12 protein-coding genes, 2 tRNA genes and 1 pseudogene are annotated in these 21,931 nt (G+C 73.3%); 5 read left to right on the forward strand and 10 right to left on the reverse strand.

Going from position 1 to position 21,931, the window contains the following annotated elements; translation table 11 throughout:
• Window positions 1–41 precede the first annotated feature (41 nt).
• The 5 genes from ACFXGA_RS31600 to ACFXGA_RS31620 form a co-directional block, all read right to left on the reverse strand.
• Window positions 42–1,484: an MFS transporter gene (locus ACFXGA_RS31600; RefSeq protein ID WP_378094257.1), complete on the reverse strand. Its 1,443-nt coding sequence runs from the start codon at window positions 1,482–1,484 to the stop codon at window positions 42–44.
• Window positions 1,485–1,637: 153 nt separating this feature from the next.
• Window positions 1,638–2,708: a sigma-70 family RNA polymerase sigma factor gene (locus ACFXGA_RS31605; RefSeq protein WP_378094259.1), complete on the reverse strand. Its 1,071-nt coding sequence runs from the start codon at window positions 2,706–2,708 to the stop codon at window positions 1,638–1,640.
• 338 nt (window positions 2,709–3,046) lie between these two features.
• Window positions 3,047–3,121, reverse strand: a tRNA-Ile gene (locus tag ACFXGA_RS31610).
• An 86-nt stretch (window positions 3,122–3,207) separates the two neighbouring features.
• Window positions 3,208–4,053: an oxygenase MpaB family protein gene (locus tag ACFXGA_RS31615; RefSeq protein ID WP_378094261.1), complete on the reverse strand. Its 846-nt coding sequence runs from the start codon at window positions 4,051–4,053 to the stop codon at window positions 3,208–3,210.
• A gap of 118 nt (window positions 4,054–4,171) precedes the next feature.
• Window positions 4,172–4,243: transfer RNA gene (locus ACFXGA_RS31620), tRNA-Asn, on the reverse strand.
• A gap of 138 nt (window positions 4,244–4,381) precedes the next feature.
• Here ACFXGA_RS31620 and ACFXGA_RS31625 point away from each other — a divergent pair.
• On the forward strand, window positions 4,382–4,618 hold the full coding sequence (locus tag ACFXGA_RS31625; RefSeq protein ID WP_378094263.1) for a hypothetical protein: 237 nt from the start codon (window positions 4,382–4,384) through the stop codon (window positions 4,616–4,618).
• Window positions 4,619–4,706: 88 nt separating this feature from the next.
• Here the strand turns inward: ACFXGA_RS31625 and ACFXGA_RS31630 are convergent, their stop codons facing one another.
• From ACFXGA_RS31630 to ACFXGA_RS31645, 4 genes are all read right to left on the reverse strand, one after another.
• Window positions 4,707–5,453, reverse strand: a complete 747-nt coding sequence (locus tag ACFXGA_RS31630; RefSeq protein ID WP_378094265.1) for a trans-aconitate 2-methyltransferase — start codon at window positions 5,451–5,453, stop codon at window positions 4,707–4,709.
• A 66-nt stretch (window positions 5,454–5,519) separates the two neighbouring features.
• Window positions 5,520–6,014 (reverse strand): hypothetical protein, encoded by a 495-nt coding sequence (locus ACFXGA_RS31635; RefSeq protein ID WP_378094267.1) that lies wholly within the window; start codon window positions 6,012–6,014, stop codon window positions 5,520–5,522.
• 6 nt (window positions 6,015–6,020) lie between these two features.
• Window positions 6,021–6,446, reverse strand: coding sequence for a carboxymuconolactone decarboxylase family protein (locus ACFXGA_RS31640; RefSeq protein WP_378094269.1), 426 nt, complete (start codon window positions 6,444–6,446; stop codon window positions 6,021–6,023).
• Window positions 6,447–6,544: 98 nt separating this feature from the next.
• Complete coding sequence (locus tag ACFXGA_RS31645) at window positions 6,545–8,989, reverse strand: heavy metal translocating P-type ATPase (RefSeq protein ID WP_378094271.1); 2,445 nt, start codon at window positions 8,987–8,989, stop codon at window positions 6,545–6,547.
• A gap of 156 nt (window positions 8,990–9,145) precedes the next feature.
• Between ACFXGA_RS31645 and fdxA the strand changes: the two genes are divergently transcribed.
• The 3 genes from fdxA (at window position 9,146) to ACFXGA_RS31660 (ending at window position 20,867) form a co-directional block, all read left to right on the forward strand.
• Complete coding sequence (gene fdxA, locus ACFXGA_RS31650; protein ID WP_378094273.1) at window positions 9,146–9,472, forward strand: ferredoxin; 327 nt, start codon at window positions 9,146–9,148, stop codon at window positions 9,470–9,472.
• Between the two features lie 62 nt (window positions 9,473–9,534).
• Entirely contained in the window at window positions 9,535–13,695 is a 4,161-nt protein-coding gene (locus ACFXGA_RS31655; RefSeq protein WP_378094275.1) for an amino acid adenylation domain-containing protein, read from the forward strand.
• Window positions 13,692–20,867 carry a type I polyketide synthase gene (locus tag ACFXGA_RS31660; RefSeq protein ID WP_378094278.1) on the forward strand — a complete coding sequence of 2,392 codons (7,176 nt, stop codon included), beginning with the start codon at window positions 13,692–13,694 and terminating at the stop codon, window positions 20,865–20,867. Before ACFXGA_RS31655 ends, ACFXGA_RS31660 begins: the two co-directional genes overlap by 4 nt.
• A gap of 74 nt (window positions 20,868–20,941) precedes the next feature.
• On the opposite strand, the pseudogene ACFXGA_RS31665 reads toward ACFXGA_RS31660, so the two are convergent.
• Window positions 20,942–21,262: pseudogene (locus tag ACFXGA_RS31665) on the reverse strand (YnfA family protein); the annotation flags it as partial.
• A 263-nt stretch (window positions 21,263–21,525) separates the two neighbouring features.
• On the opposite strand from ACFXGA_RS31665, the gene ACFXGA_RS31670 reads away from it, so the two are divergent.
• Window positions 21,526–21,931 (forward strand): heavy metal-responsive transcriptional regulator (locus ACFXGA_RS31670; protein ID WP_378094280.1); only part of this gene is annotated, 406 nt, incomplete at its 3' end.

Here is a 21,931-nt window from a genome sequence, read left to right on the forward strand (position 1 = left end):
ACCCGGGATTTGTTAGGGATCGTTTCCGGATGCCGGGGGCGTTACGCCTTCTCCGCCTGGGCGACGGGGCTGGGCGCGGCGGGCTGGGGCGCGGGCGCGGCGGCCGGGCGCCTGGCCGGCATGCCGAGACCGATGAGCATGCCCACGAACGCGAGCACGGCGACCGCGGTCATCGACCCCGAGAAGCCGTCGGCGAACGCCTCGGACGTCGCGTAACCGCCGACCGCGCCGAACACGGCGACCGACACCGAGGTGCCGAACACGCCGCCGAACATGCGCAGCATCATGAACACGCCGGACGCCTGGCCGATCTGCTGCGGCTGCACCGCGGTCACGACCGCCTTCTGCGCCGCGGGCATCGCCGCGGTGATGCCCGCCGAGCCGATGACCAGGGCGGGCAGGATCTCCAGGTAGGACGTGTCGGTGTCGATCGCGACGGCGATCCACGCCATGCTGATCGCCTGCAGGAACAGGCCGCCGACGACGAACTTGCGCTCGCCGACCTTGTCGACCAGCCGGCCCGCGATCGGGGCGCACACCATCAGCGTGCCGGTCCACGGCATCAGCATCAGGCCGGCCACGAGCGGGCCGTGGCCCTTGACCAGCTGGAAGTACTGCGCGAGGAAGAACATCGTGCCGTACAGCGAGGCGAACACCAGGAAGTTCGCCGGGTTGGCGGTGGAGAACGCGCGCAGCTTGAAGAAGCCCATCGGCACCATCGGCCGCGGCGTGCGCTTCTCGTAGAACACGAACGCCACCATCAGCACCACGCCGAGCACGATCGAGGCGACGACCTCGGCGCTGCCCCAGCCCGCCGCGTTGCCGCGCACGAGCGCCCAGATGATGCCGAACGCGCCGAGCGTGACCAGGGCGAGTCCGCCCAGGTCGAGCTTGTTGTTCGGGCCGGTGCTCTCGTCGACCTTCCGGGAGGCGAGCAGGATCGCGACGATGCCGATCGGCAGGTTCAGCCAGAAGATCCACTGCCAGGCCAGGCCCTGGGCGATCGCGCCGCCGATGAACGGCCCGCTGAACGTCGCCAGACCGGTGAGGCCCAGGTAGAGGCCCATCGCCTTGCCGCGAGTCTGCGGCGGGAAGACCGCGGTGATGAGGGTGAGCGACAGCGGCAGCACCATCGCCGCGCCCGCGCCCTGGAAGGCCCGGGACACGATCAGGAAGATGATGTTCGGCGAGATCGCGCACGCCACCGACGCGACGGTGAACAGCGCCAGACCGGTGTTGAAGATCTTCCGCCGGCCGAACCGGTCACCCAGCGCGGCGCCGGTCAGCAGCAACACCGCGAACGTCAGGTTGTACGCGTTGACAACCCATTCGAGTTGTTCGATCGACGCGGTCAGGTCCGCGCGGATGGTGCTCAGCGTCGTCGTGACGACGAGGCTGTCCAAGGCCATCATGAACGACGCCAGCGAGGCGAGCCCCAATGTCCACGCCTGCTTGGACGACATCCGTCCCGTTTCCGTACTCACCGTTCTCCTTCGGTTCATCCCATGGTTTTCGAGCAGGCGGGGGCCGTGGCTCGACACCACCACCTCGCCGGGTAACCCGTCGAGATCGCCGACGGGCGCGGTGGAACACCCCGGGGATTCCCGGGGTCGTGTTTCCGGATCAGCGCCGGGAAATCAGGCGCGCAGTGATCGCGGCAATCCGAAGATCTGCAGGAGCGAGTTGTCGTGGAACCGGGTCAGGCCGGTGATCCGGTCGCCGGTCAGGGTCAGCACCAGCACGCCGTGCGCGTGCAGGATGGGCGTTCGCGGGTCGCGCAGGTAGATGCCGAACGCCGGCTGGCCGTTGGCCCGCGTCGGGATCAGCACGTGGCGCATCCCGTCGCGCAGCGCCACCGTGGCCAGGAAGTGCCGGATGTCGTCCAGCCCCTGGTACTCCAGCGGCATCGGCGGCATGGTGAGCCGCGCGTCGTTGGTCAGCAGGTCCACGATCGCGTCGACGTCGCCCGCCTGGAACGCACGGGCGAAGTCGTCCACGACGCGGCGCTCCTGCGGCGAGTTCGGCAGCGGCGCGCTCGCCCAGTCCGGTCCCGGCAGCTCCTGCGCCAACGCGCCCCGGGCCCTCTTCAACGCGGAGGTGACCGCGCTCTCGCTGGTGTCGAGGATCGTCGCGACCTCGGCGGCCCGGAACCCCAGCACGTCCCGCAGCACCAGCACGGCGCGCTGCCGGGGCGGCAGCTGCTGCAGGGCGGCCAGGAACGCGAGCGACACGGACTCCCTGACCTCGTACCGCGCCTCCGGCCCCGGCAGGTCGTCGGCGATCTCGTCGAGCAACGCGTCCGGGTACGGCTCCAGCCAGCTCGGCTCCGCGCGGCGGTGAGATGGCTCGGGCAACGGGACCTCCGGTTGGTAGGTCGCATAGTCGTTCGGCCGACGTGTGCCGGCCCGCAGTGCGTTGAGGCAGCGGTTGGTCGCGATCCGGTACAGCCAGGTCCGCACCGAGGCCCGCTCCTCGAACGCGCCGATCCCCCGCCACGCCGCCAGCAACGTCTCCTGCAGCAGGTCCTCGGCGTCCTGCACGGACCCGAGGATGCGGTAGCAGTGGACCTGCAACTCCCGCCGGTAGGGCTCCACGAGCCCCCGGAACGCCTCCCCGTCCCCACCACGGGCCAACCGGAGCAGCTCCTCGGCCGAGCGCTGGCCGCGGTGCGCGGCGTCGGTCCCCCTGGCCTGCGGGATCCCTCGCATGGTGGCTCCTTCTTCCTGTGGCCACCCCCGCCGGCCGTCGGTGCGGCACGGGCCGGTGAGGGCTTTGGACGGTGGTGCGTGGTCTGACGTGCGCGGATGGGCTCTCGGAAGGTATGGACACCGCGGGGCCCGGAAAGTGGGCGCTCCCAGGTCACGTTTCCGACACGACACCCCGCGCACCAACCGTAGTACCGCCGCTACCAGCGGTCATAGCGCGAAAGAGCCCTCCTGGGGCCGGGGACCGCGGATGACGCGCGGGGCGTGCACGCAACCGCCCGGACGAGCCGCCCGACAGGCGACCTCGACCGTCCGACCCAACGTTCCCGCTGGTCGAAGAGTGGGGCGGGTGGGGTTCGAACCCACGACCTGACGGATTATGAGTCCGCTGCTCTGACCGGCTGAGCTACCGCCCCGGTGACGTGCGGTTCCGGAGGGTACAGAGGGAGGTTCCTCCCCGTCTCGACAACCCGGGCGGCGTGACCAAGCTGTGCCGGGCGGACTACGGGGCTCCGAGGTCGGACGGCCGGTAGCCCGTCGGGTAGCCCGGGTAGGTGCGGTTCTTCGGGTCGTTGGTCAGGCGCGGGGTGCGGCGGGGTGGGAGGAGGCGGACCGCGTGGGCGCGCAGGCGCAGGGACGCGTCCGCCGCGCGCACCAGCCACCGCGGCTGGGCGGGGAAGCCGAAGGCGGTCAGCATCCGGTCGTCCAGCATGGCCAGCACCGCCCGGGACGTCATCGCGCGCGGCGCGGGGTACCAGGAGCAGAACAGGTCCAGGGTGTGCCGGCCGATGGCGCGGTTGGTGTCGCTGTAGGTGAAGTGCCGGTCCTCGTACTCGCGCTTGAACTCCAGGTACGACTCGTACGTGGTCGGGATCGCCTTGATGCCCATCCGCGCGCCGACGGCCGAGTAGAAGTGGAACGCGCCGAGCCGCTCGTGGTCGGTCAACGGCCGCCAGCCGTACCGGGTGATCCACTCGATCGGGTCGAAGATGAACGTCGACAGCACGTACCGCATGTCGTCGTTGGCGATGTCGTACCGCCCGTGCAGCCGGTTCACCACGCGCAGCGCCTCCCGGCCGCGCGGCGAGTCGTAGCCGTGGTCGATCAGCTCCGCCATCAGCAGCGCCGTGTCGTCGTACCGCTGCTGCGGCCGGCGCTCGAACTCGCCCGTGCGCGCCAGCAGGCCCGAGATCGACGGCACGCAGTAAGTCCGGAACAGGGCGAACTCCAGCGCGCGGACGTAGTCCCACGGGAACTCGTAGCCCGACGAGATGCGCATGATCTCCACGTGGTCGCGCTCGGGGTCCAGCGAGGTGATCCGGCGGCGGTTGGCGAAGCGGTCGGCCATGTGGCCCAGCCTGCCCGAAAGATCCGGCCCCGAACGTGTGACAAACGGGTGACTCGCGGGTACCCGCACCCCATGAGACGAAGAAACCCCAGGTCCGCGGACCTGGGGTGCCATCGCGCTCCCCCTACTGGATTCGAACCAGTAACCCTTCGATTAACAGTCGAATGCTCTGCCATTGAGCTAAGGGGGAATGTTCTGTTGTAGGCCGGGCCTCCCGGCCCGACAGGACGTAACTCTAGCGCATCCCGAACAGTGCTCGCGCACACCCCCCTCCCCTCCGGTAGGAAGGGGTGTGACCAGGCACGATCCAGGAGGGAAGGACCACCCCATGAAGGGCATCCTGCTCGGCGCCGCCATCGGCTACGTCCTGGGCGCGCGCGCCGGACGGCAGCGCTACGACCAGATCGTGCGGGCCTACCGCGCCCTGGCCGACCACCCGGCCGTCCAGGGCGCGGCGGGCATCGTGCGCGCCAAGGTGGGCGAGAAGACCGGCTTCGGCCGCCACCAGTCGAACGCCAACGCCAACGGCCACCGGCGCGACCCGGTCATCCCGCGCGCCAACTGACCGCGCCAACCGACCGCGCCAAGAGACCGCGCCAAGAGACCGCGCGCCGCCGGGGCCGCCCTCCACCAGGGGGCGGCCCCGGCGCGTGTCACGGCACCCGCGCCACGGCGAACACCCGGCGGAACGGGAACCACGTCGTGCCGTCCGCCCGCCGCGGGTACGCCTCGCGCAGCAGCGGCGCCAACCGCCCTCGGAACGCCGCCCACCTCTCGTCGTCCAACGCCGCCCGGATGGGCCGCAACGCCGTCCCCGTGATCCACTCCAGCACGGCGTCCTCCCCCTCCAGCCGCTGGAGGTACGTCGTCTCCCACGCGTCCACCGCACAGCCGTCCAGCACCTCCGCGTACCCCTGCGGGTCCAGCACCGGCGACGGGCGCAGCAGGCCGCGCAACCCCGGCCACGACGAGTCGACCAGGGACCGCACCAACTCGTGCGACGGCCCGGAGAAGTTGCCCGGCACCTGCATCGCGAGCCACGCGCCGGGCGGCAGCGCCCGCACCCACTTCCGCAACAGGTCCTCGTGCCCCGGCACCCACTGCAAGACCGCGTTGGTCACCACCACGTCGGTGTCCGGCGCGGGCTCCCACGCGGCCACGTCGGCGACCCGGGCGTCGACCCCGCGCGCCCGTGCGGCGGCGACCATCTCCGGCGACGAGTCCAACGCCTCCACGACCGCCGCAGGCCACCGCGCGCCGAGCGTCTCGGTCAGGTTGCCGGGACCGCAGCCCAGGTCCACCACCCGCCGCGGCGACACGGCCCCGACCCGGGCCACCAACTCGTGGAACGGACGCGACCGGTGGTCGGCGAACGCCAGGTACTTGCCCGGATCCCACATGCGCACACCCCGTTTCACAGTACGGACGTACTGCTACAGTACGCGCGTACTGCGAACCCGGCCGGTTCAGTCGCGCAAGCGGGCGATCTTCGCCGCGACCGAGGCGGCGACCTCGCGGACACGCTCCACGTCGACACCCGGGTCCGGCCGCACCTGGAGCACCACGCCGTCCCGCCCCGCGACCTTCCGCTGCACGAACCACGCGCCCACCGTCGCGTTGTGCTCGCGCGTCTTGATCGACCCGGTCACGCGCTCGTGCACGACCTGGGGCACCTTGCCCGGCGACTCCAGCGGGAACCGCCGGGCCGGCAGGTCGCGCAGCACCACGGCGTCACCCGCCGTGCCGTCCTCGACCGCCTCGACCACCGCCAGCGCGTTCCCGCTCCACGTGGCCTTGCTGACCAGGTGCCACCCGACGCGGCGCGGCCGCGGGTCGTCCGGCAGCCACAGCCCGTGCGACGTCGCCACGAGCCAGCCGGAGCCGACCGCGGGCGCCGCCCCCGCGGGCGCCGCGGCCGCCTTGTTCTCCGCGCGCCCCCCCGCCCCGGCGGTCCGGCGCACGCCCGGTCAGTCGATGCGGGCGGTGATGGCCAGGCGGTTGAAGGCGTTGACCACGGCGACCAGCCACACGACCTGCTGCGTCACCGGCGCGCCGAGTTCGGCGATGGCGGCGTCGAGGACGTCTTCGTCCACATGGGTGTCGGCGACGTGCGTGACCGACTCGGCCAGCGCGAAGACGCGGCGCTCGCGCTCGGTGAACGCGGCGTGCTGCTGCCACTGCCCCACGTTGTCGACGCGTTCCGCGGTCTCGCCCGCCTGCAGGGCCTTCTCGGTGTGCATGCGCACGCAGTAGGTGCACCCGTTGATCTGCGAGCAGCGGAGCTTGATCAGTTCGATGAGGCCGAGCGGCAGGTCGGCGTCGTCGTCGATGGCCTTGGACAGCGCGCTCATCGCGGCGAAACCCGGGCCTGCGAACGGGTCGAGCTTGGGCATTCTTCCTCCATCGTCGGGGTCGTGGGACGGCGGCGGTGCCACCGGGAGGGGGGAGCCCGGTGACACCGCCGCCAGGGGCGGTCGGGTGCGTGCCTCGGTCAGTCGCCGCCGCGCTGCCCGAACTTGACCTGTTCGACCGCCTTGTCGGAGGTGCCGCAGCCGCAGTTGTCGCCGCAGCCGCCGGTGGTGGCTTGGGGTGGGGTGAGGGGGATGATCTTCGGTGCGGCGGGGGTTTCGGCCTTGGTGCCGCAGCCGCAGTCGTCGCCGCAGCCGCCGCCGTTGGGGGTGAGGGCTTGGGCCATGGGGAGTTCGAAGGCGGGTCGGGGGAGGGTGGCGGGGTGGGTCACGGTGGCCTTTCGGGGCGGGGTGACGGTGGTGGTGTGGTTGGTGTTCTTCCCGCCGCGCAGGAGGCGTAGGCCGTTGGCGATGATGACGAGGGCGAAGGCTTCGTTGGCGAGCACGCCCTGGGTGAGGTTGAACGCGCCGATCAACGCGGCGATCACGAGGGCGGCGATGACGATCAGGGACACGGCGACGTTCTGGGCGATGATGCGGTTGGCCCGGCGTGCGAGTCGGACGGTGTAGGGGAGTTTGGAGAGGTCGTCGGACATGAGGGCGACGTCGGCGGTTTCCATGGCGACGTCGGTGCCGGCGGCTCCCATGACGACGGCGACGTTGGAGGTGGCGAGGGCGGGGGCGTCGTTGACGCCGTCGCCGACCATGGCGACGGTGCCGTGGCGTTGGCGCAGTGTGGTGATGGCGGCGCTCTTGTCGGCGGGCATGAGTTGGGCGTGGACGCTGTCGATGCCGAGCTGGTCGGCGATCGACCGCGCGACCCGTTCCCGGTCGCCGGTGAGCATGGTGGTGTGGGTGACGCCGAGCGACCGCAGCTCGGCCACCGCCGCCTTGGCTTCGGGTCGTAGTTCGTCGGCGACGCCGAGCAGGCCGATCAGCGTGCCGTCCGCGGTGACGGCGACGGGGGTCGCGCCGGCTTGTTCGATCGATGCCAGGGCGGTGGCGGCGGAGGGGTCGTTGCCGTAGTCGCCGACGCGGCCGACGGTGATGCGGCGGCCGTCGACGACGGCTTCGGCCCCGGTGCCGGGTTGGATGGTCACGTTGTCCGCGGGCCGGACCTCCACGCCCCGGTCGCGGGCGGCGTGGACGACGGCTTCGGCGATGGGGTGGGTGGCGGCGGCCTCGACGGCGGCGGCCAGGCGCAGCAGTTCCTCGTCGCCGTCCCCGTCCAGGGTGTGCACGGCGACCAGGGCGGGGCGGCCGAGGGTGAGGGTGCCGGTCTTGTCGAACGCCACCGCCTTGAGCCGACCCAACTCCTCCAGATAGGCCCCGCCCTTGATCAGGACGCCGTCGCGTGCCGCTCGCGCCACGGCGGAGACGACGCTGACCGGCACGGACAGCACCAGCGCGCACGAGCACGACACGATCAGGACCACGAGGGCGCGGTAGAAGGCGTCGGTGAACGACAGCCCGAACACCAGCGGACCGAGGACGACCATCAGCACCGCGACGCCGATCATGGCGGGGGTGTAGATGGCTCCGAACCTGTCGGCGAAGCGCTGGGCGCGGCCGCGGTTTTGTTGGGCTTCTTCGACTTCGCGGATGACGCGGGCGAGGACGGTGTCCTGGTAGCGCTTGGTGACCTTGACGCGGAGTGCGCCGTCGCCGTTGAGGGTGCCGCCGTAGACGGTTTCGCCGGGGACGACCTCGACGGGCATGGACTCGCCGGTGATGGCGGAGGTGTCGACCCAGGACGCGCCCTGGGTGACCTCGCCGTCGGTGGGCAGCCGTGCGCCGGGCCGCACCAGCACCAGGTCTCCGACCTCCAGTTCCTCCACGGGTACGGTCTGCACCGCGCCGCCGAGGGTGAACCGTTCGGCGCGTCGGGGGGCGAGGTCCATGAGTTTCTGGATGGATTTGCGGGCGCGGTCGGCGACGAAGGTCTCCAGGATGATGCCGAGGGAGAAGATGACCACGACGCAGGCGGCCTCGACGAACCTGCCCAGGGGGATGGCGCCGATGACCGCCACGACGAGCAGCACGTTGATGGTGAACCGCTTGTTGCGCAGCATGGTGAGGGCGTTGCGGCCGGGGTGGACGATGCCGAAGCCGATGGAGACGATGGCGAGGATGTCGGCCAGGGGTGCGTCGGGGGAGCGTCGGGTGACGATGTCGGCGCCGACCATGAAGAGGGCGGCGATGGCGAGCATGATCATTTCCGGTCGCAGCCACCAGCGGGTCTTCTTCGCCGGTGTCTCGTCCACGACCGCGGGCTTCTCCGGTTCCAGCGTCAGGCCGGAGGCGGCGGCGGTGCGCAGCAGCACGGTGTCGCTGAGGGCTTTGGGGGCCTGGATGGCGAGCACGCCGGAGGCGGAGAGCATGCGGACGTCGCGGACACCCTCGACCCGGCGTAGTGGGGTGAGGTCGCTGGCGCACTCGACGCAGCCGGCGAGGACGCGGTAGCGGCGTGTTTCCAGGTCGGCCTCGTCCGGGGCGTTGACCCGGTTGGTCAGGGGTTGTGTGGTCACTGCAGGTCACCCGCCTGTTCACCTAGGGAAGACCACCTAGCGGAACCGACGGTAAAGGTTGGACCGCACTCCAAGGTCAAGCCCCGTTCCCGGAGCTTGACTTGAAGCCGAGTTCAACTTCGAGACTACCGCTGCCACCGCGAGAGGAGGAGATCGGTGACTTACGTGATCGCTGAGCCCTGTGTCGACGTGATGGACAAGGCCTGCATCGAGGAATGCCCCGTCGACTGCATCTACGAAGGCGACCGCATGCTCTACATCCACCCCGACGAGTGCGTGGACTGCGGCGCGTGCGAGCCGGTGTGCCCGGTGGAGGCCATCTACTACGAGGACGACGTGCCCGAGCAGTGGGCCCACTACACCAAGGCCAACGCCGACTTCTTCGCCGAGCTGGGCTCCCCGGGTGGCGCTGCCAGGGTCGGCAAGGTCTCCGCCGACCCCGAGGTGATCAGGGCCCTGCCGCCGCGCGGCGAAGGGACCTGACCCCACCGCACCAAACCGTCCCGCGACGGCCTCGACGCGTACCCGGACCACGAGGGGACACCATGACCACCACCGATCCCATGCCGCCCATCCTCGGCGAGCTGGCACGCACGGAGATCAAGGTCCGGCTCGTCGGCCACGACCAGCTCGAGGTCAGCGCGCCGCGCGGCGCGCTGTCGGCCGAGCTGCGCGACCGCATCGTCGCGGCCAAGCCGGCGATCATCCACTGGCTGTCGGGCGCGCCGCGCGCCGCGCACGCGCTGCCGCGGGTCGTGCCGGACCCGGCGGCGGCCGACGAGCCGTTCCCGTTGTCGGACCTGCAGACGTCGTTCCTGGTCGGGTCGGCGGAAGGGCTGGAGTACCACGTCCGGCCGCACCAGTACATGGAGTTCGACCTGGTCGACCTGGACGTGGAGCGGTTCTTCGCGGCGGTGAACCGGAACCTGCTGCGCCAGCGGGACAACCTGGTGGTCGTGACGGAGGACATGCGGCTGCGCCGTGTCCCGGAGTTCACGCCGCTGTCGCCCGTGGTCCACGACTTCCGCGGCCTGCCCGCCGAGCAGGTCGAGCGCGAACTGCTGCGGATCCGCGAAGGCGTCCGCCGCCGCCAGCTGCCCCTCGACCGGTGGCCGTGGCTGGACATCCAGATCAGCCTGCACGGCGAGCGAGACGCCCGCATCCACTACAACAACAACAATTTCTTCAGCGACGGCATGGGCACCAGCCGTTTCCTGGACAACGTCTTCGGCCTCTACCGCGACCCGGACCGCGTGCTGCCCGACCTGGAGGTCAGCTTCCGCGACTGCGTCGTCACGCTGGCCGACATCGAGGCGTCGCCGCTCGGCCGGGAGTCCGAGCAGTACTGGCGCGACCGCATCCCCGAGTGGCCGGACGCGCCGGCGATCCCGCTGGCGGCCGGCGCGCAGGCCCGCGGCCGCTCGGAGCTGAACCGCCGCGAACTCGTGCTGTCCGCCGCCGAGTGGACCGCCCTCAAGCAGCGCGCCCGCGCCCACGGGCTGACCGACAGCAACGTCATGTACGCGGCGTACGCCGAGGTCGTCGCCGCGTGGAGCGGGTCGAGGCACTTCCTGCTCAACAACATGGTGACCCACCGGCTGCCGCTGCACCCGCAGATCGGCGAGGTGATGGGCAACTTCGCCTCGCTGTACCCGCTGGAGGTCGACTGGCGCGGCGACGACACCTTCGAGGCCAAGGCCCGGCGGCTGCGCGCCCGCGTGTTGCAGGACATGCAGCACACCCACTGGAGCGGGGTGAAGGTGCTCCAGGCCCTCAACCGGCACCGCCGCACGCCCGGCCGGGCCGCGTGCCCCTTCGTGATCAGCAGCGGCCTGTTCATGGGCAAGTTCGACCGGCCGACCTACTCGACCCTGGAAACACCGCAGGTGCTGCTGGACTGCCAGTTCTGGGAGCAGGACGACGGCACGATGTGGATCGCCTGGGACGTCATCGAGTCGATGTTCCCCGACGGCGTGGTCGACGCGATGCTCGACGCGTTCCACCGGCTCGTGGTCGGCCTCGCGCACGACGACTCCTGGTGGCAGCGCACCGGGTTCGACCTCGTCCCCGACGCCGACCTGGCGGCCCGCCGGGCGCTCAACGCGCTGCCGCACGACGTGCCCGACGGCCTGCTGCACGACGCGCTCGCGCACCGCGCCGCCGACGCCGCCGACCGGATCGCCGTGCGCACCCCGACGACCGCGCTGACCTACGGCGAGCTGCACGGGCGCAGCGCGCACGTCGCGGCCTCCCTGGTCGACGCGGGCGCGAGCCCCGGTGAGCTGGTGCCGGTGGTGTTGCCGAAGGGGTGGGAGCAGTCGGTCGCCGTGCACGGGGTGTTGGCGGTCGGGTGCGCGTACGTGCCGGTGGACCCGGAGTGGCCGGCGGACCGGATCGCGCACCTGCTGAAGGCGACCGGGGCCCGGCACGCCGTGACGGTGGAGGCGTTGCGCGACCGGGTCGCGGGCCTGGGCGACGTGACCGTGCACGTGGTCGGGGCCGGGGTCGGGCAGCCGCCCCGCGCCGTCGCCCGGCGTTCCCCGCGTGACCCCGCGTACGTCATCTACACGTCGGGGTCGACGGGGACGCCGAAGGGCGCGGCGCTGGACCACCGGGGGCCGCTCAACACCGTGCTCGACGTCAACGGGCGGTTCGGTGTCGGCGCGGACGACGTGGTGTTCGGCATCTCGTCGTTGTGCTTCGACCTGTCGGTCTACGACCTGTTCGGCACCACCGCGGCCGGCGCGACCCTGGTCCTGCCCGGCCCGGCCGAGTCCCACGACCCCCGCGCCTGGGTGTCCACGATCCGGTCGGCCGGCGTGACGGTGTGGAACTCGGTGCCGGCGTTGATGCAGCTGGCGGTCGAGGAGGCCGAGGCGACCGGGCTGGACCTGCCGTCGCTGCGGCTGGTGCTGCTCAGCGGGGACTGGATCCCCGTGGACCTGCCCGACCGGATCCGGCGCGTCGCCCCCCACGCCCGGGTGATCAGCCTGGGCGGAGCGACCGAGGCGTCGATCTGGTCGATCTACCACCCGGTCGACGTGGTGGACCCGGCGTGGACGAGCATCCCGTACGGGCGTCCGCTGGGCGGGCAGACGTGGCACGTGCTGGACGAGACCGGCGGGGACGCGCCGACCTGGGTGCCCGGCCACCTGCACATCGGCGGGGTCGGGTTGGCCGTGGGCTACTTCGGCGACCCGGAACGCACCACCGCGTCCTTCACCACCCACCCCCGGACCGGCGAACGGCTCTACCGCACCGGTGACCTGGGCCGGTACCTGCCGGACGGGACGATCGAGTTCCTGGGCCGGGCGGACTTCCAGGTCAAGATCCAGGGCTTCCGGGTGGAACTGGGCGAGATCGAGCACGTGCTGGCCCAGCACCCGGCCGTGGACCGCGCCCTGGTCACCGTCCAGGACGGTCCCGCCGGCCGCCGGCTCGTCGGCTTCGCCGCCGCGTCCGGCGCGGACGGGCCGGACCTGCGCGACTTCCTCGCCGAACGCCTGCCCAACTACATGGTGCCCGCGAGCGTGACCGTGCTGGACCGGCTGCCGCTGACCTCCAACGGCAAGGTCGACCGCCGCGCGCTCGACGCGCTGGCCCCCGCCGACGCCGCACCCGCCCGGGAGCACGTGCCGCCGCGCACCGACCTCGAAGCCGAGGTCGCCGCGATCTGGGCGGAGGTGCTGGAGGTGCCGCGCGTCGGGGTGTTCGACGACTTCTTCGACCTCGGCGGCCAGTCCTTCGCCGGGCTCCGCGTCATCAGCCGGATCTCCCGGCAGCTCGGCAAGCGGCTGTCGCTGGGCGCGCTGCTGTCCGGCCGCACCGTGGCCGCGCTGTGCGAGCAGCTCGACCGGGAGCGGACGTGGTCGGCGCTGGTGCCGCTGCGCGAGAACCCCGGCGCGCCCCGGGTGTTCCTGGTCCACCCGGCGGGCGGCAGCGTGCTCGCCTACCGGGGGCTGGCCGAGCTGGTCGACGCCGACTGGCACGCCCTGCAGGCGCCCGGCCCCGACTCGGACCAGGACGTGCCCGCCGACGTGGAGGACTTCGCCGTCCGCTACGTCGCGGAGATCCGCCGCGCCCAGCCGCACGGCCCGTACGTGCTCGGCGGCTGGTCGTCCGGCGCGGTCATCGCCGCCCACGTCGCGCACAAGCTGGAGCTGGAGGGCGAACGGGTGTCCCGCCTGTTCGTGTTCGACTCGCCCGCCCCGGCCCCCGCGCCCGAGGTCGATCCCGTGTCGATGCTGCTGTGGTTCCTCGAAGACCTCGACCTGGGGTTCCGCGCGGACGACGCGACGGCGGACGAACGCGCCGAGCTGTCGGCCGTCGCCGGGCCCGACCGCCTCAGCGCCGGCCTGGCCCTGCTCGAACGCCGCACCGGCCGCGCGGTCGCCGTGGACGAGGCGCACCTGCGGCACACCTACGCGGTGTTCACCGGCGTCGTGCGCGCGTGCCGCCGCCACAAGCCGACCGTCATCGGTGCCGACGTGCTGGTGGTGCGCGCCGCCGACGGCGTGGTCAGCGAGTTCGCCGACCACCCGCACGCGGCGGACGCCGACTGGGGCTGGCGCACCCTCACCACGGGCTCGGCGACCGGGGTCGTCCTGCCCGGCACCCACTACACGCTGCTCACCGACCGGCACGTCACCCCCGTCGCGGACGCGGTGCGCGACCACCTCGAACCAGTGCTGGAGGCACGATCGTGACCCGCGACTTCCCCCTGTTCGTGGACGTGCTGCGCGCGCACGCCGAGGAACGGGCCGACAAGACCGCCCTCGTCGTGCTGGCCGACGGCGAGACGGAGCACGACCGGCTCACCTACGCCCAGCTCGACGCCCGCGTGCGCGCCCTCGCCGCCCGCATGCGGCACGCGGGCCTGGCCGGGGAACGCGTGATCATCCTGCTGCCGACCGGCGTCGAGTACGTGCTCAGCGTCCTGGCGTGCCTCTACGCGGGCGCGGTGCCCGTGCCGCTCAACCCGCCCACCAAGAGCAGCCACCGCGAGCGCGTCGACCACGTGGTGCAGGACTGCCGGCCCGCGCTGGCCATCGTCGCCGCCACCGACGGGCCGATGGCGCACCTGCCCGAGGAGTACGGGTGCGCGCTGTGGCAGGCCGACGACCTGGAGGGCCACGACGCGCCGGCGTGGAGCCCGCCCGCGACCGGCCCGGACGACGTCGCCTACCTCCAGTACACCTCCGGGTCCACCAGCCGCCCCCGCGGCGTGGTGGTCACCCACGACAACATCGTCTACCAGCCCGCGCTGTTCAGCACCGGCCTCGGCATGGACGCCCGGGACGTCGTGGTCACCTGGCTGCCGCTGTTCCACGACTTCGGCCTGATCGCCGGGCTGTTCATGCCGCTGCTGCTGGGCGCGACCACCGTGATGATCCCGCCGCCGGTGTTCGTGCAGCGGCCCCTGCGCTGGCTCGCCGCCATCAGCCGGTACCGCGCCACGGTGTCGTTCAGCCCCAACTTCCCGCTGGACCTGTGCTGCGAGCGCATCACCGAGGAGGAGAAGGCGACCCTGGACCTGAGCGGCTGGCGGGTGCTGGCGATGGGCGCCGAGCCGATCCGCGCCGACACGCTGGAGCGGTTCGCCGAGGCGTTCGCCTCCTGCGGGTTCCGCCGCGACGTGTTCCGCACGGCCTACGGCATGGCCGAGTCGACGCTCGCCGTCGCCACGCACCCGCCCCGCGACGGAGCCAGGGTGATCGAGGTGGACGTCGAGGGCTTCGGGCACGGCCGGGTCGACGTCGTGCCGCCGGGCACCCCCGGTCCGCGCCGCCAACGTCTGCTCAGCAACGGTCCCGCGCTCGGCGACACCGAGGTGCTCGTGGTGGACCCGGAGACCCGCCGACCGCTGCCCGAGGGGCGGGAGGGCGAGCTGTGGCTGCGCGGCCGCACGATCGCGGCCGGCTACTGGGACCGCCCGGACGACACCGCCGAGACCTTCCGGGCCCACCTGGCCGACGGCTCCGGGCCGTACCTGCGCAGCGGCGACCTCGGCGCGGTGATCGACGGCGAGGTCTACCTCACCAGCCGTCGCAAGGACCTGATCATCATCCGCGGGCGCAACCACCACCCGCAGGACATCGAGCTGACGATGACCGACGCCCACCCCGCGCTCAACCGGGGTCTCGGGGTCGCGTTCTCCGTGGACGTGGACGGCGAGGAGCGGTTGGTCGTCGTCCAGGAGCTGAAGCGCTCCGAACGCGGCAAGCACGACCTCGCCGAGGTCGCGCGCAGGGTGCGCGGGGCCGTCGCCGAGGAGCACGAGGTCGCCGTCGACACCGTCGTGTTCATCCGGCCCGCGTCGCTGCCGGTGACCACCAGCGGCAAGGTGCGCCGGCAGTTCACCAAGCAGGAGTACCTGCGCGGCGCGCTCAAGGTGGAGTACGTCTCCGGCCCGGTGACCCCCGCGCAGCCCGTCGAGCCGGTCGGGGAGCGCGACACGGCCGCGGTGGTCGAGTGGCTGCGCGCCCGCGTGGCGGCCCGGACGGGCCTCGCGCCCGCCGAGGTCCCGGTCGACGCCACGTTCGGCGGCCTGGGGCTCGACTCGGCCCAGGCGCTCGGCCTCACCGGCGACCTGGCCGCGTGGCTGGGCCGGCCCGTCGACCCCGCGACCCTCTACGGCAACCCGACGATCCTCCGCCTGGCCGTCGCGCTGACCACCGGCGGCGACGCCCCCGCGGTCGAGCCGCCGGCCCGGCCCGCGGCGTCGGCCGAGCCGATCGCCGTGATCGGCATGGCGTGCGCGTTCCCCGGCGCGGGCTCGGTGGACGACTACTGGTCGCTGCTGGTGGAGGGGCGCGACGCGGTGACCGAGGTGCCGCCCGACCGCTGGCCGACCGACTCGTGGTACCGCGAGGGCCCGCCGGCCCCCGGGCACAGCAGCACCAAGTGGGGCGGCTTCCTGCCCGACGTCGCCGGGTTCGACGCGCGGTTCTTCGGCATCTCCGCCGAGGAGGCCGCGGCGATGGACCCGCAGCAGCGGCTGCTGCTGACCACCGCGTGGCGGGCGCTGGAGGACGCGGGCATCCCGGCCGACGCCCTCGCGGGCACGAACACGGGCGTGTTCGTCGGCATCGGCACCACCGACTACGGCCGGCTCATGGTCCGCGACCACGTGGAACCCGGCCCGTACACCGGCACGGGCACCTCGCCCAGCGTCGCGGCCGGTCGCGTGTCGTACTTCCTCGACCTCACCGGCCCGGCCGCCTCGATCGACACCGCGTGCTCGTCGTCGCTGGTGGCCGTGCACCAGGCGTGCGAGAGCCTGCGCCGGGGCGAGTGCGACACCGCGATCGTCGGCGGGGTCAACCTGCTGCTCGACCCGGACCTGGTGGTCGCGTTCTCCCAGGCCGGGATGATGTCGCCGACCGGCCGGTGCCGGACCTTCGACGCCGCGGCGGACGGGTACGTGCGCGGCGAGGGCTGCGGCGTGGTCGTGCTCAAGCGGCACGCCGACGCCGACCGGGACCGGGTGCACGCGCTGGTCGTCGGCTCCGCGGTCAACCAGGACGGCCGCAGCAACACCCTCACCGCGCCCAACGCCCTGGCGCAGCGGGCCGTTCTGCGCCGCGCGCTCGCGGCCTCCGGCCTCGCCCCCGGCGACGTCGGCTACGTCGAGGCGCACGGCACGGGCACGAGCCTCGGCGACCCCGTGGAGCTGGCCGGGATCGCGGCCGTCTACGGCGCGCCGGACGCGGAGGACCCGCTGTGGGTCGGCTCGGCCAAGACCAACCTCGGCCACCTGGAGGCCGCGGCGGGCGTCGCCGGGCTCATCAAGGCGGTCCTGGCGGTCGAGCGCGGCCTCGTGCCGCCCAACCTGCACTTCGACCGGCTCAACCCGCACATCTCGCTGGACGGCACGCGCTGCGCCATCCCCACCCGGCCGCAGCCGTGGCACGACGACGCGCGCCCCCGGGCCGCCGCCGTCAGCTCGTTCGGGTTCAGCGGCACCAACGCGCACGTGATCGTCCGACAAGCACCGCGCACCGCACACCGGGCGGACGACGACGCGGAGACGTGGCGGATGCTGCCCGTCTCGGCCAAGGGCGAACGCGCCCTCGCCGACCTCGCCGACGCCGTGGCCGAGGCGCTCGACCGGCCCGACGCCGACTTCGCCGCCCTGTGCCGCGCCGCCCACCGCCGCACCCGCTTCCCGCACCGCGCCGTCGTCGTCGCCCGCACCGCGGCGGAGGCGTCCGGGGCGCTGCGCGAGCACCGGGCGGGCACGCCGTCGGCGTTCGTCCTGACCGGCACCGCGCCGGACACCGGACCGGGACCGCTGGCCTGGCTGTTCCCCGGCCAGGGGTTCGCGCGCGCCGGCATGGCCCGACCACTGCACCGGCGCCACGAGGTCGTCCGCGAGGCGCTGGCCGAGGTGGACGCGCTCGTGCGGCCCGAGCTGGGCGCCTCCCTGCTGCCCGTGCTCGCGGGCGAGCCGGGCGACCTGGTCGACCTGACCCGCACCGGCTATGGGCAGCCCGCGATGTTCGCCACCCAGTACGCCATCGCCCGGCTGTGGCAGGAGTTCGGCGTCCAGCCGGACTACCTCATCGGGCACAGCCTCGGCGAGTTCGCCGCCGCGGTGATCTCCGGCGTGCTCACGCTGGACGACGCCACCGGGCTCGTGCTGCTGCGCGCCCGGCTCATGGAGCAGACCCCGCCCGGCGCCATGTACGCGGTCCGCACCGCCCACGTCGACGAGCTGCTGCGCGAACTCGCGGACGACGCCGTCGCCGTCGCGGCGTTCAACGGGCCCGAGGACGTCACGGTGTCCGGCCCCGAGGACGCCACCGAGGAGTTCGCGGCCCGCTGGGTCACCCGCGGGGCCAAGGTGACCAGGCTCAACGTCACCCGCGCGTTCCACTCGCCGCTGATGGACCCGGTGGTCGAGACCTTCGCGGAGCAGGCCCGGCACGTCCGCCACCACGAGGGCCGGATCCCGATCGTGTCCACCCTCACCGGCGATGTGCTGCCCACCTCCGGGCTGACGGCGGCGCACTGGGTGAACCAGCTGCGCCGGCCCGTCCGGTTCGCCGAGGGGCTGCGGACGCTCGCCCGGCTCGGTGTCCGGCACTTCGCCGAGATGAGCCCCGAACCGGTGCTGTCCCCGCTCGGGCCGCGCACCGTGCCCGACGGCGTCTGGCTGCCCAGCGGTGGGCGGCAGGACGGCGACGACCGGCGGCTGGTGCTGTCGCTGGCGCAGTGGCACGCCGTCGGCGGCGACCTCGCGCGCCCCGACGACGGCCCCGTCGACCCGGCCGTGCTGCCGGGCCACCCGCTGCGCGCGGACCGCCACTGGTACGCGCCCGGCGCCACGCCGACGCGCCGGGTTCCGGCGCACCCCCTGCTGGGGCAACGGGTCGACATCGCCGGCGCGCCCAGCGAGTGGTTCGCCTCCGAGCTGGGCGCGACGCGGCCGTGGTTCGCCGAGCAGCACGAGATCGGGGGAGTCGCGCTGCTGCCCGGCGCGGCGATGGTCGAGTGGATCACGGCCGCGGCGAAGGCGGTGTTCGGCGGGGACGTCCTGACGCTGGACGACGTCCGGTTCACCAGCGCACTGGCGCTCGCGGCCGGTCGGACTACGGCGGTGCAGGCGGTCGTGGACCCGGCCGGGGGAGCGGTGGACTGCTTCGCCCGGGACGGCGACGGCGACCGGTGGACCCGCCGGGCGCAGGCCGCCGCCGTGCGGCGCGGTGCGCCGGAGCCCGAACCCGGGCGGCCGGCGGCGGAGGCGGTCGCCGGGTTGCGGCCGCAGGACGTCGAGGCCCTGTACGCGCGGTTCGCCCGCGCCGGCATGGTGTACGGGCCCGCGTTCCGCGGCGTGCGGGAGTTGTGGGCCGGGCGGGGCGAGGCGGTCGGCCGGATCGCCGTCGAGGCTCGATCCGCCGAGGACGCCTGGTACACGCTGCACCCCGTGGTGCTCGACGCGTGCCTGCACGTGGCCGCCGCGGTGGTGCCGGAGCTGTCCGGGCCGCTCGTGCCGGTGGCGGTGGAGCGGGTCGTGGTGCGCGGGACGGCGCCCGGCGACCTGTGGTCGCACGTCCGGTCGCGCGGGACGCGGGACGGTGGCGAGCACGTCGTGGACGTGCGGCTGACCGATGCCGGGGGTGTCGTCCTCGCGGAGCTGCACGGGGTGACGCTGCGACCCCTGCCCGCGGCCGAACCGCCCCTGCTGCGGTACGCGGTGGACTGGGTGCGGGCGGACGCGCCGGCGGTGCCCGCCGTCGGCGGCGAGTGGCTGCTGGTCGGGGCCGAGGACGTCACGCGCGAATGGCGGGAACGCCTGTGGGACAAGGGGATCCGGACGACCGGGTACCGCGGTCAGGAGCCGGCGGACGACCTGGCCGGGATCGTCGTCGTCGGCACGGAAGCGGCCGGTGACGACCTGGCCGGGTTCGAGGAGGCCGCGCGCGACGTGGTGCTGCCGCTGCGCCGGCTCTTGGCGGACCTGGCCGGCCGGCGCGTGACGATCGCGCTGTGCGCCCGGCGTGCGGCGGGGTCGGGCCTGGCCGGCGCGGCGCTCGCCGGGGTGGCCGCCGCCCTCACCGCCGAGTACCCCGACCTGCCGGTCGTGCACGTCGACCACGACGGGACGGCCCACCCCGCCGACGTGCTCGCCCGCGTCGTCGGGCTGGGCGGGTCCGGCAGGCTCGCGGCGCACGACGGCGAGTGGCGCCAGGCGCGGTTGCGGGCCGCGGAGCCCTCCGGTGAGAAGCCCTTCCTCCGCGCGGACGGCACGTTCCTCGTCACCGGCGGCTGGGGCGCGCTCGGGCGCGTCACCGCCCGCCACCTGGTCGAGCACGGCGCGCGGCACGTCGCGCTGCTCGGCCGGAACCGGCCCGCGACGGACCCGGACTGGGTGCTCGAACTCCGCGAACGGGCGGAGGTCGTGCTGCTCGGCGCGGACGTCGGCGACGAGCGCGGCCTGCGCGACGCCCTGGCGAAGATCGCCGCCGACATGCCCCCGCTGCGCGGTGTCGTCCACGCCGCCGGCGTCACCGACGACGGCCCGTTCACCGACCTCGACTGGGCGCGGTACGAGCACGTGCTGGCCGCCAAGGCGCGTGGCGCGTGGCACCTGCACCGCCTCACCCGCGACGAGCCGCTCGACCTGTTCGTCCTGTTCTCCTCGTTCGCCTCGCTCGTCGGCTCCGCCGGGCAGGCGAACTACGTCCTGGCCAATGCGTTCCTGGACGCGCTGGCGGACGCGCGGCGGGCGCAGGGGCTCCCCGCCACGAGCGTCAACTGGGGACCGTGGTCCGACGGCGGCCTCGCCGCCGCCCGCGAAGGGCTGGCCGACGCGCTGCGGCTGGGCGGCCTGCACGGCATCGGCGACGACGAAGGCGCGGCGGCGCTGTCGGCCGTCCTCACCGGCGACCACACCCGGCTCGGCCTGGCCAAGGTCGACTGGGACCGCTACGTCGCGGTCAACGGCGGCGCGGCGAAGCGGACGCTGCTGGCCGACCTCGCCGCGACCGCCACCGCCGCGCCCACCCCGGCCGCGGCCCCGGACGTGAGCGAGCTGGTGCTCACCGACCCGGAGGGCGCGGAGGCCGAGGTGACCGCGCTCCTGCTCCGGGAGACGTCGTTGCTGCTCGGCCTGAGCGCCGTCGACCGGGAGGAGCTGCGCGGGCGGTTCCCGGACACCCGGCTGGCCAACCTCGGCCTGGACTCCCTCATGGCGGTGCGGCTGCGGGACCGGCTGCTCACCGGGCTGTCCGTCGCCCTGCCCGGCGAGGCGCTGTTCGACGGCAGCACCGTCCGCGACATCGTCCGGGACCTGTGCCGGCAGATCGCGCTGAGGGCCGTCGTGCGGGAGGAGGACGTGCCGGGCTCCGACGACCTGGAGGTCGTCCGGCTCTAACGGCAGCAGGTGTCCGCGAGGGTTTCGACCGTCGGCGGCGTTCCCGCCCCCTGGGCGCGCGTCGCCGACCGGTCGGGCCCGTACATGATCACCGCGACGCCGACCAGGCAGATGCCGACCCCGATCAGGTCCCAGCGGTCCGGGCGGAACTTGTCGACCACCACGCCCCAGATCAGCGCGCCGAGGATGAACACGCCGCCGTACGCCGCCAGCACCCGGCCGAAGTTCGCGTCCGGCTGGAGCGCGGCCACGAAACCGTAGAAGCCGAGCACGACCACGCCGGCCGCCAGCCACAGCAGGCCGCGGTGCTCCCGCAGACCCTGCCAGATCAGCCACGTGCCGCCGATCTCGGCGAGCGCGGCCAGCGCGAACAGGACCACGGACTTGATGGGCATGGGGCCATGATAGGTGACCCCACGTGATGTCCGGACACGCTCAGTGCCCGGAAGGTCACACGTGATCCGCGTCATGCTCCGAAAAGGGGTGCGAGTTCGCGCATTCGCCGCGATCACGCCACGTCAATGCGCGCCGACAATGCGCCGCCACCGTTCGGTCGGAATTCCGGAACCGGTCCGGGGTGGTTTCGAACAATGGGAAACCGCCGGTCGGCCCGGCCGTTCCGTCGTCCGCGCGGGTGCGGCGGAGTAGGATAGGGGGCATGGAATCTGGGCAAATGACGGTCGCGGGCTTGTCGAAGCGCACCGGGGTTCCGAGCGACAGCATTCGGTATTACGAACGGGTCGGCCTGCTGCCGAAACCTCCGCGCAGCCGGGCCGGGTACCGGCGGTACGGCGAGGACGCCGTGGACCGGCTGCGGTTCATCCAGGGCGCGCAGCGGCTGGGGCTGCGCCTGCGCGAGATCAACGACCTGCTGTCGATCCGCGACACGGGCACGTGCCCGTGCGGTGACGCCGCCGTGCTGCTGCGCGAGCGCATGGAGGAGATCGACCAGGAGATGAAGCGCCTCCAGGCGCTGAAGAAGGAACTCTCGGCCATGGTGGGCAGCCTGCCCAGCGCGAACTGCCCGAACCCCGAGCCGGGCGTGTGGCGTGCGCCCGCCCCCC

It is taken from the genome of Actinosynnema sp. NPDC059335 (genome assembly GCF_042752395.1).
In the GTDB taxonomy this organism is placed as follows: domain Bacteria; phylum Actinomycetota; class Actinomycetes; order Mycobacteriales; family Pseudonocardiaceae; genus Actinosynnema.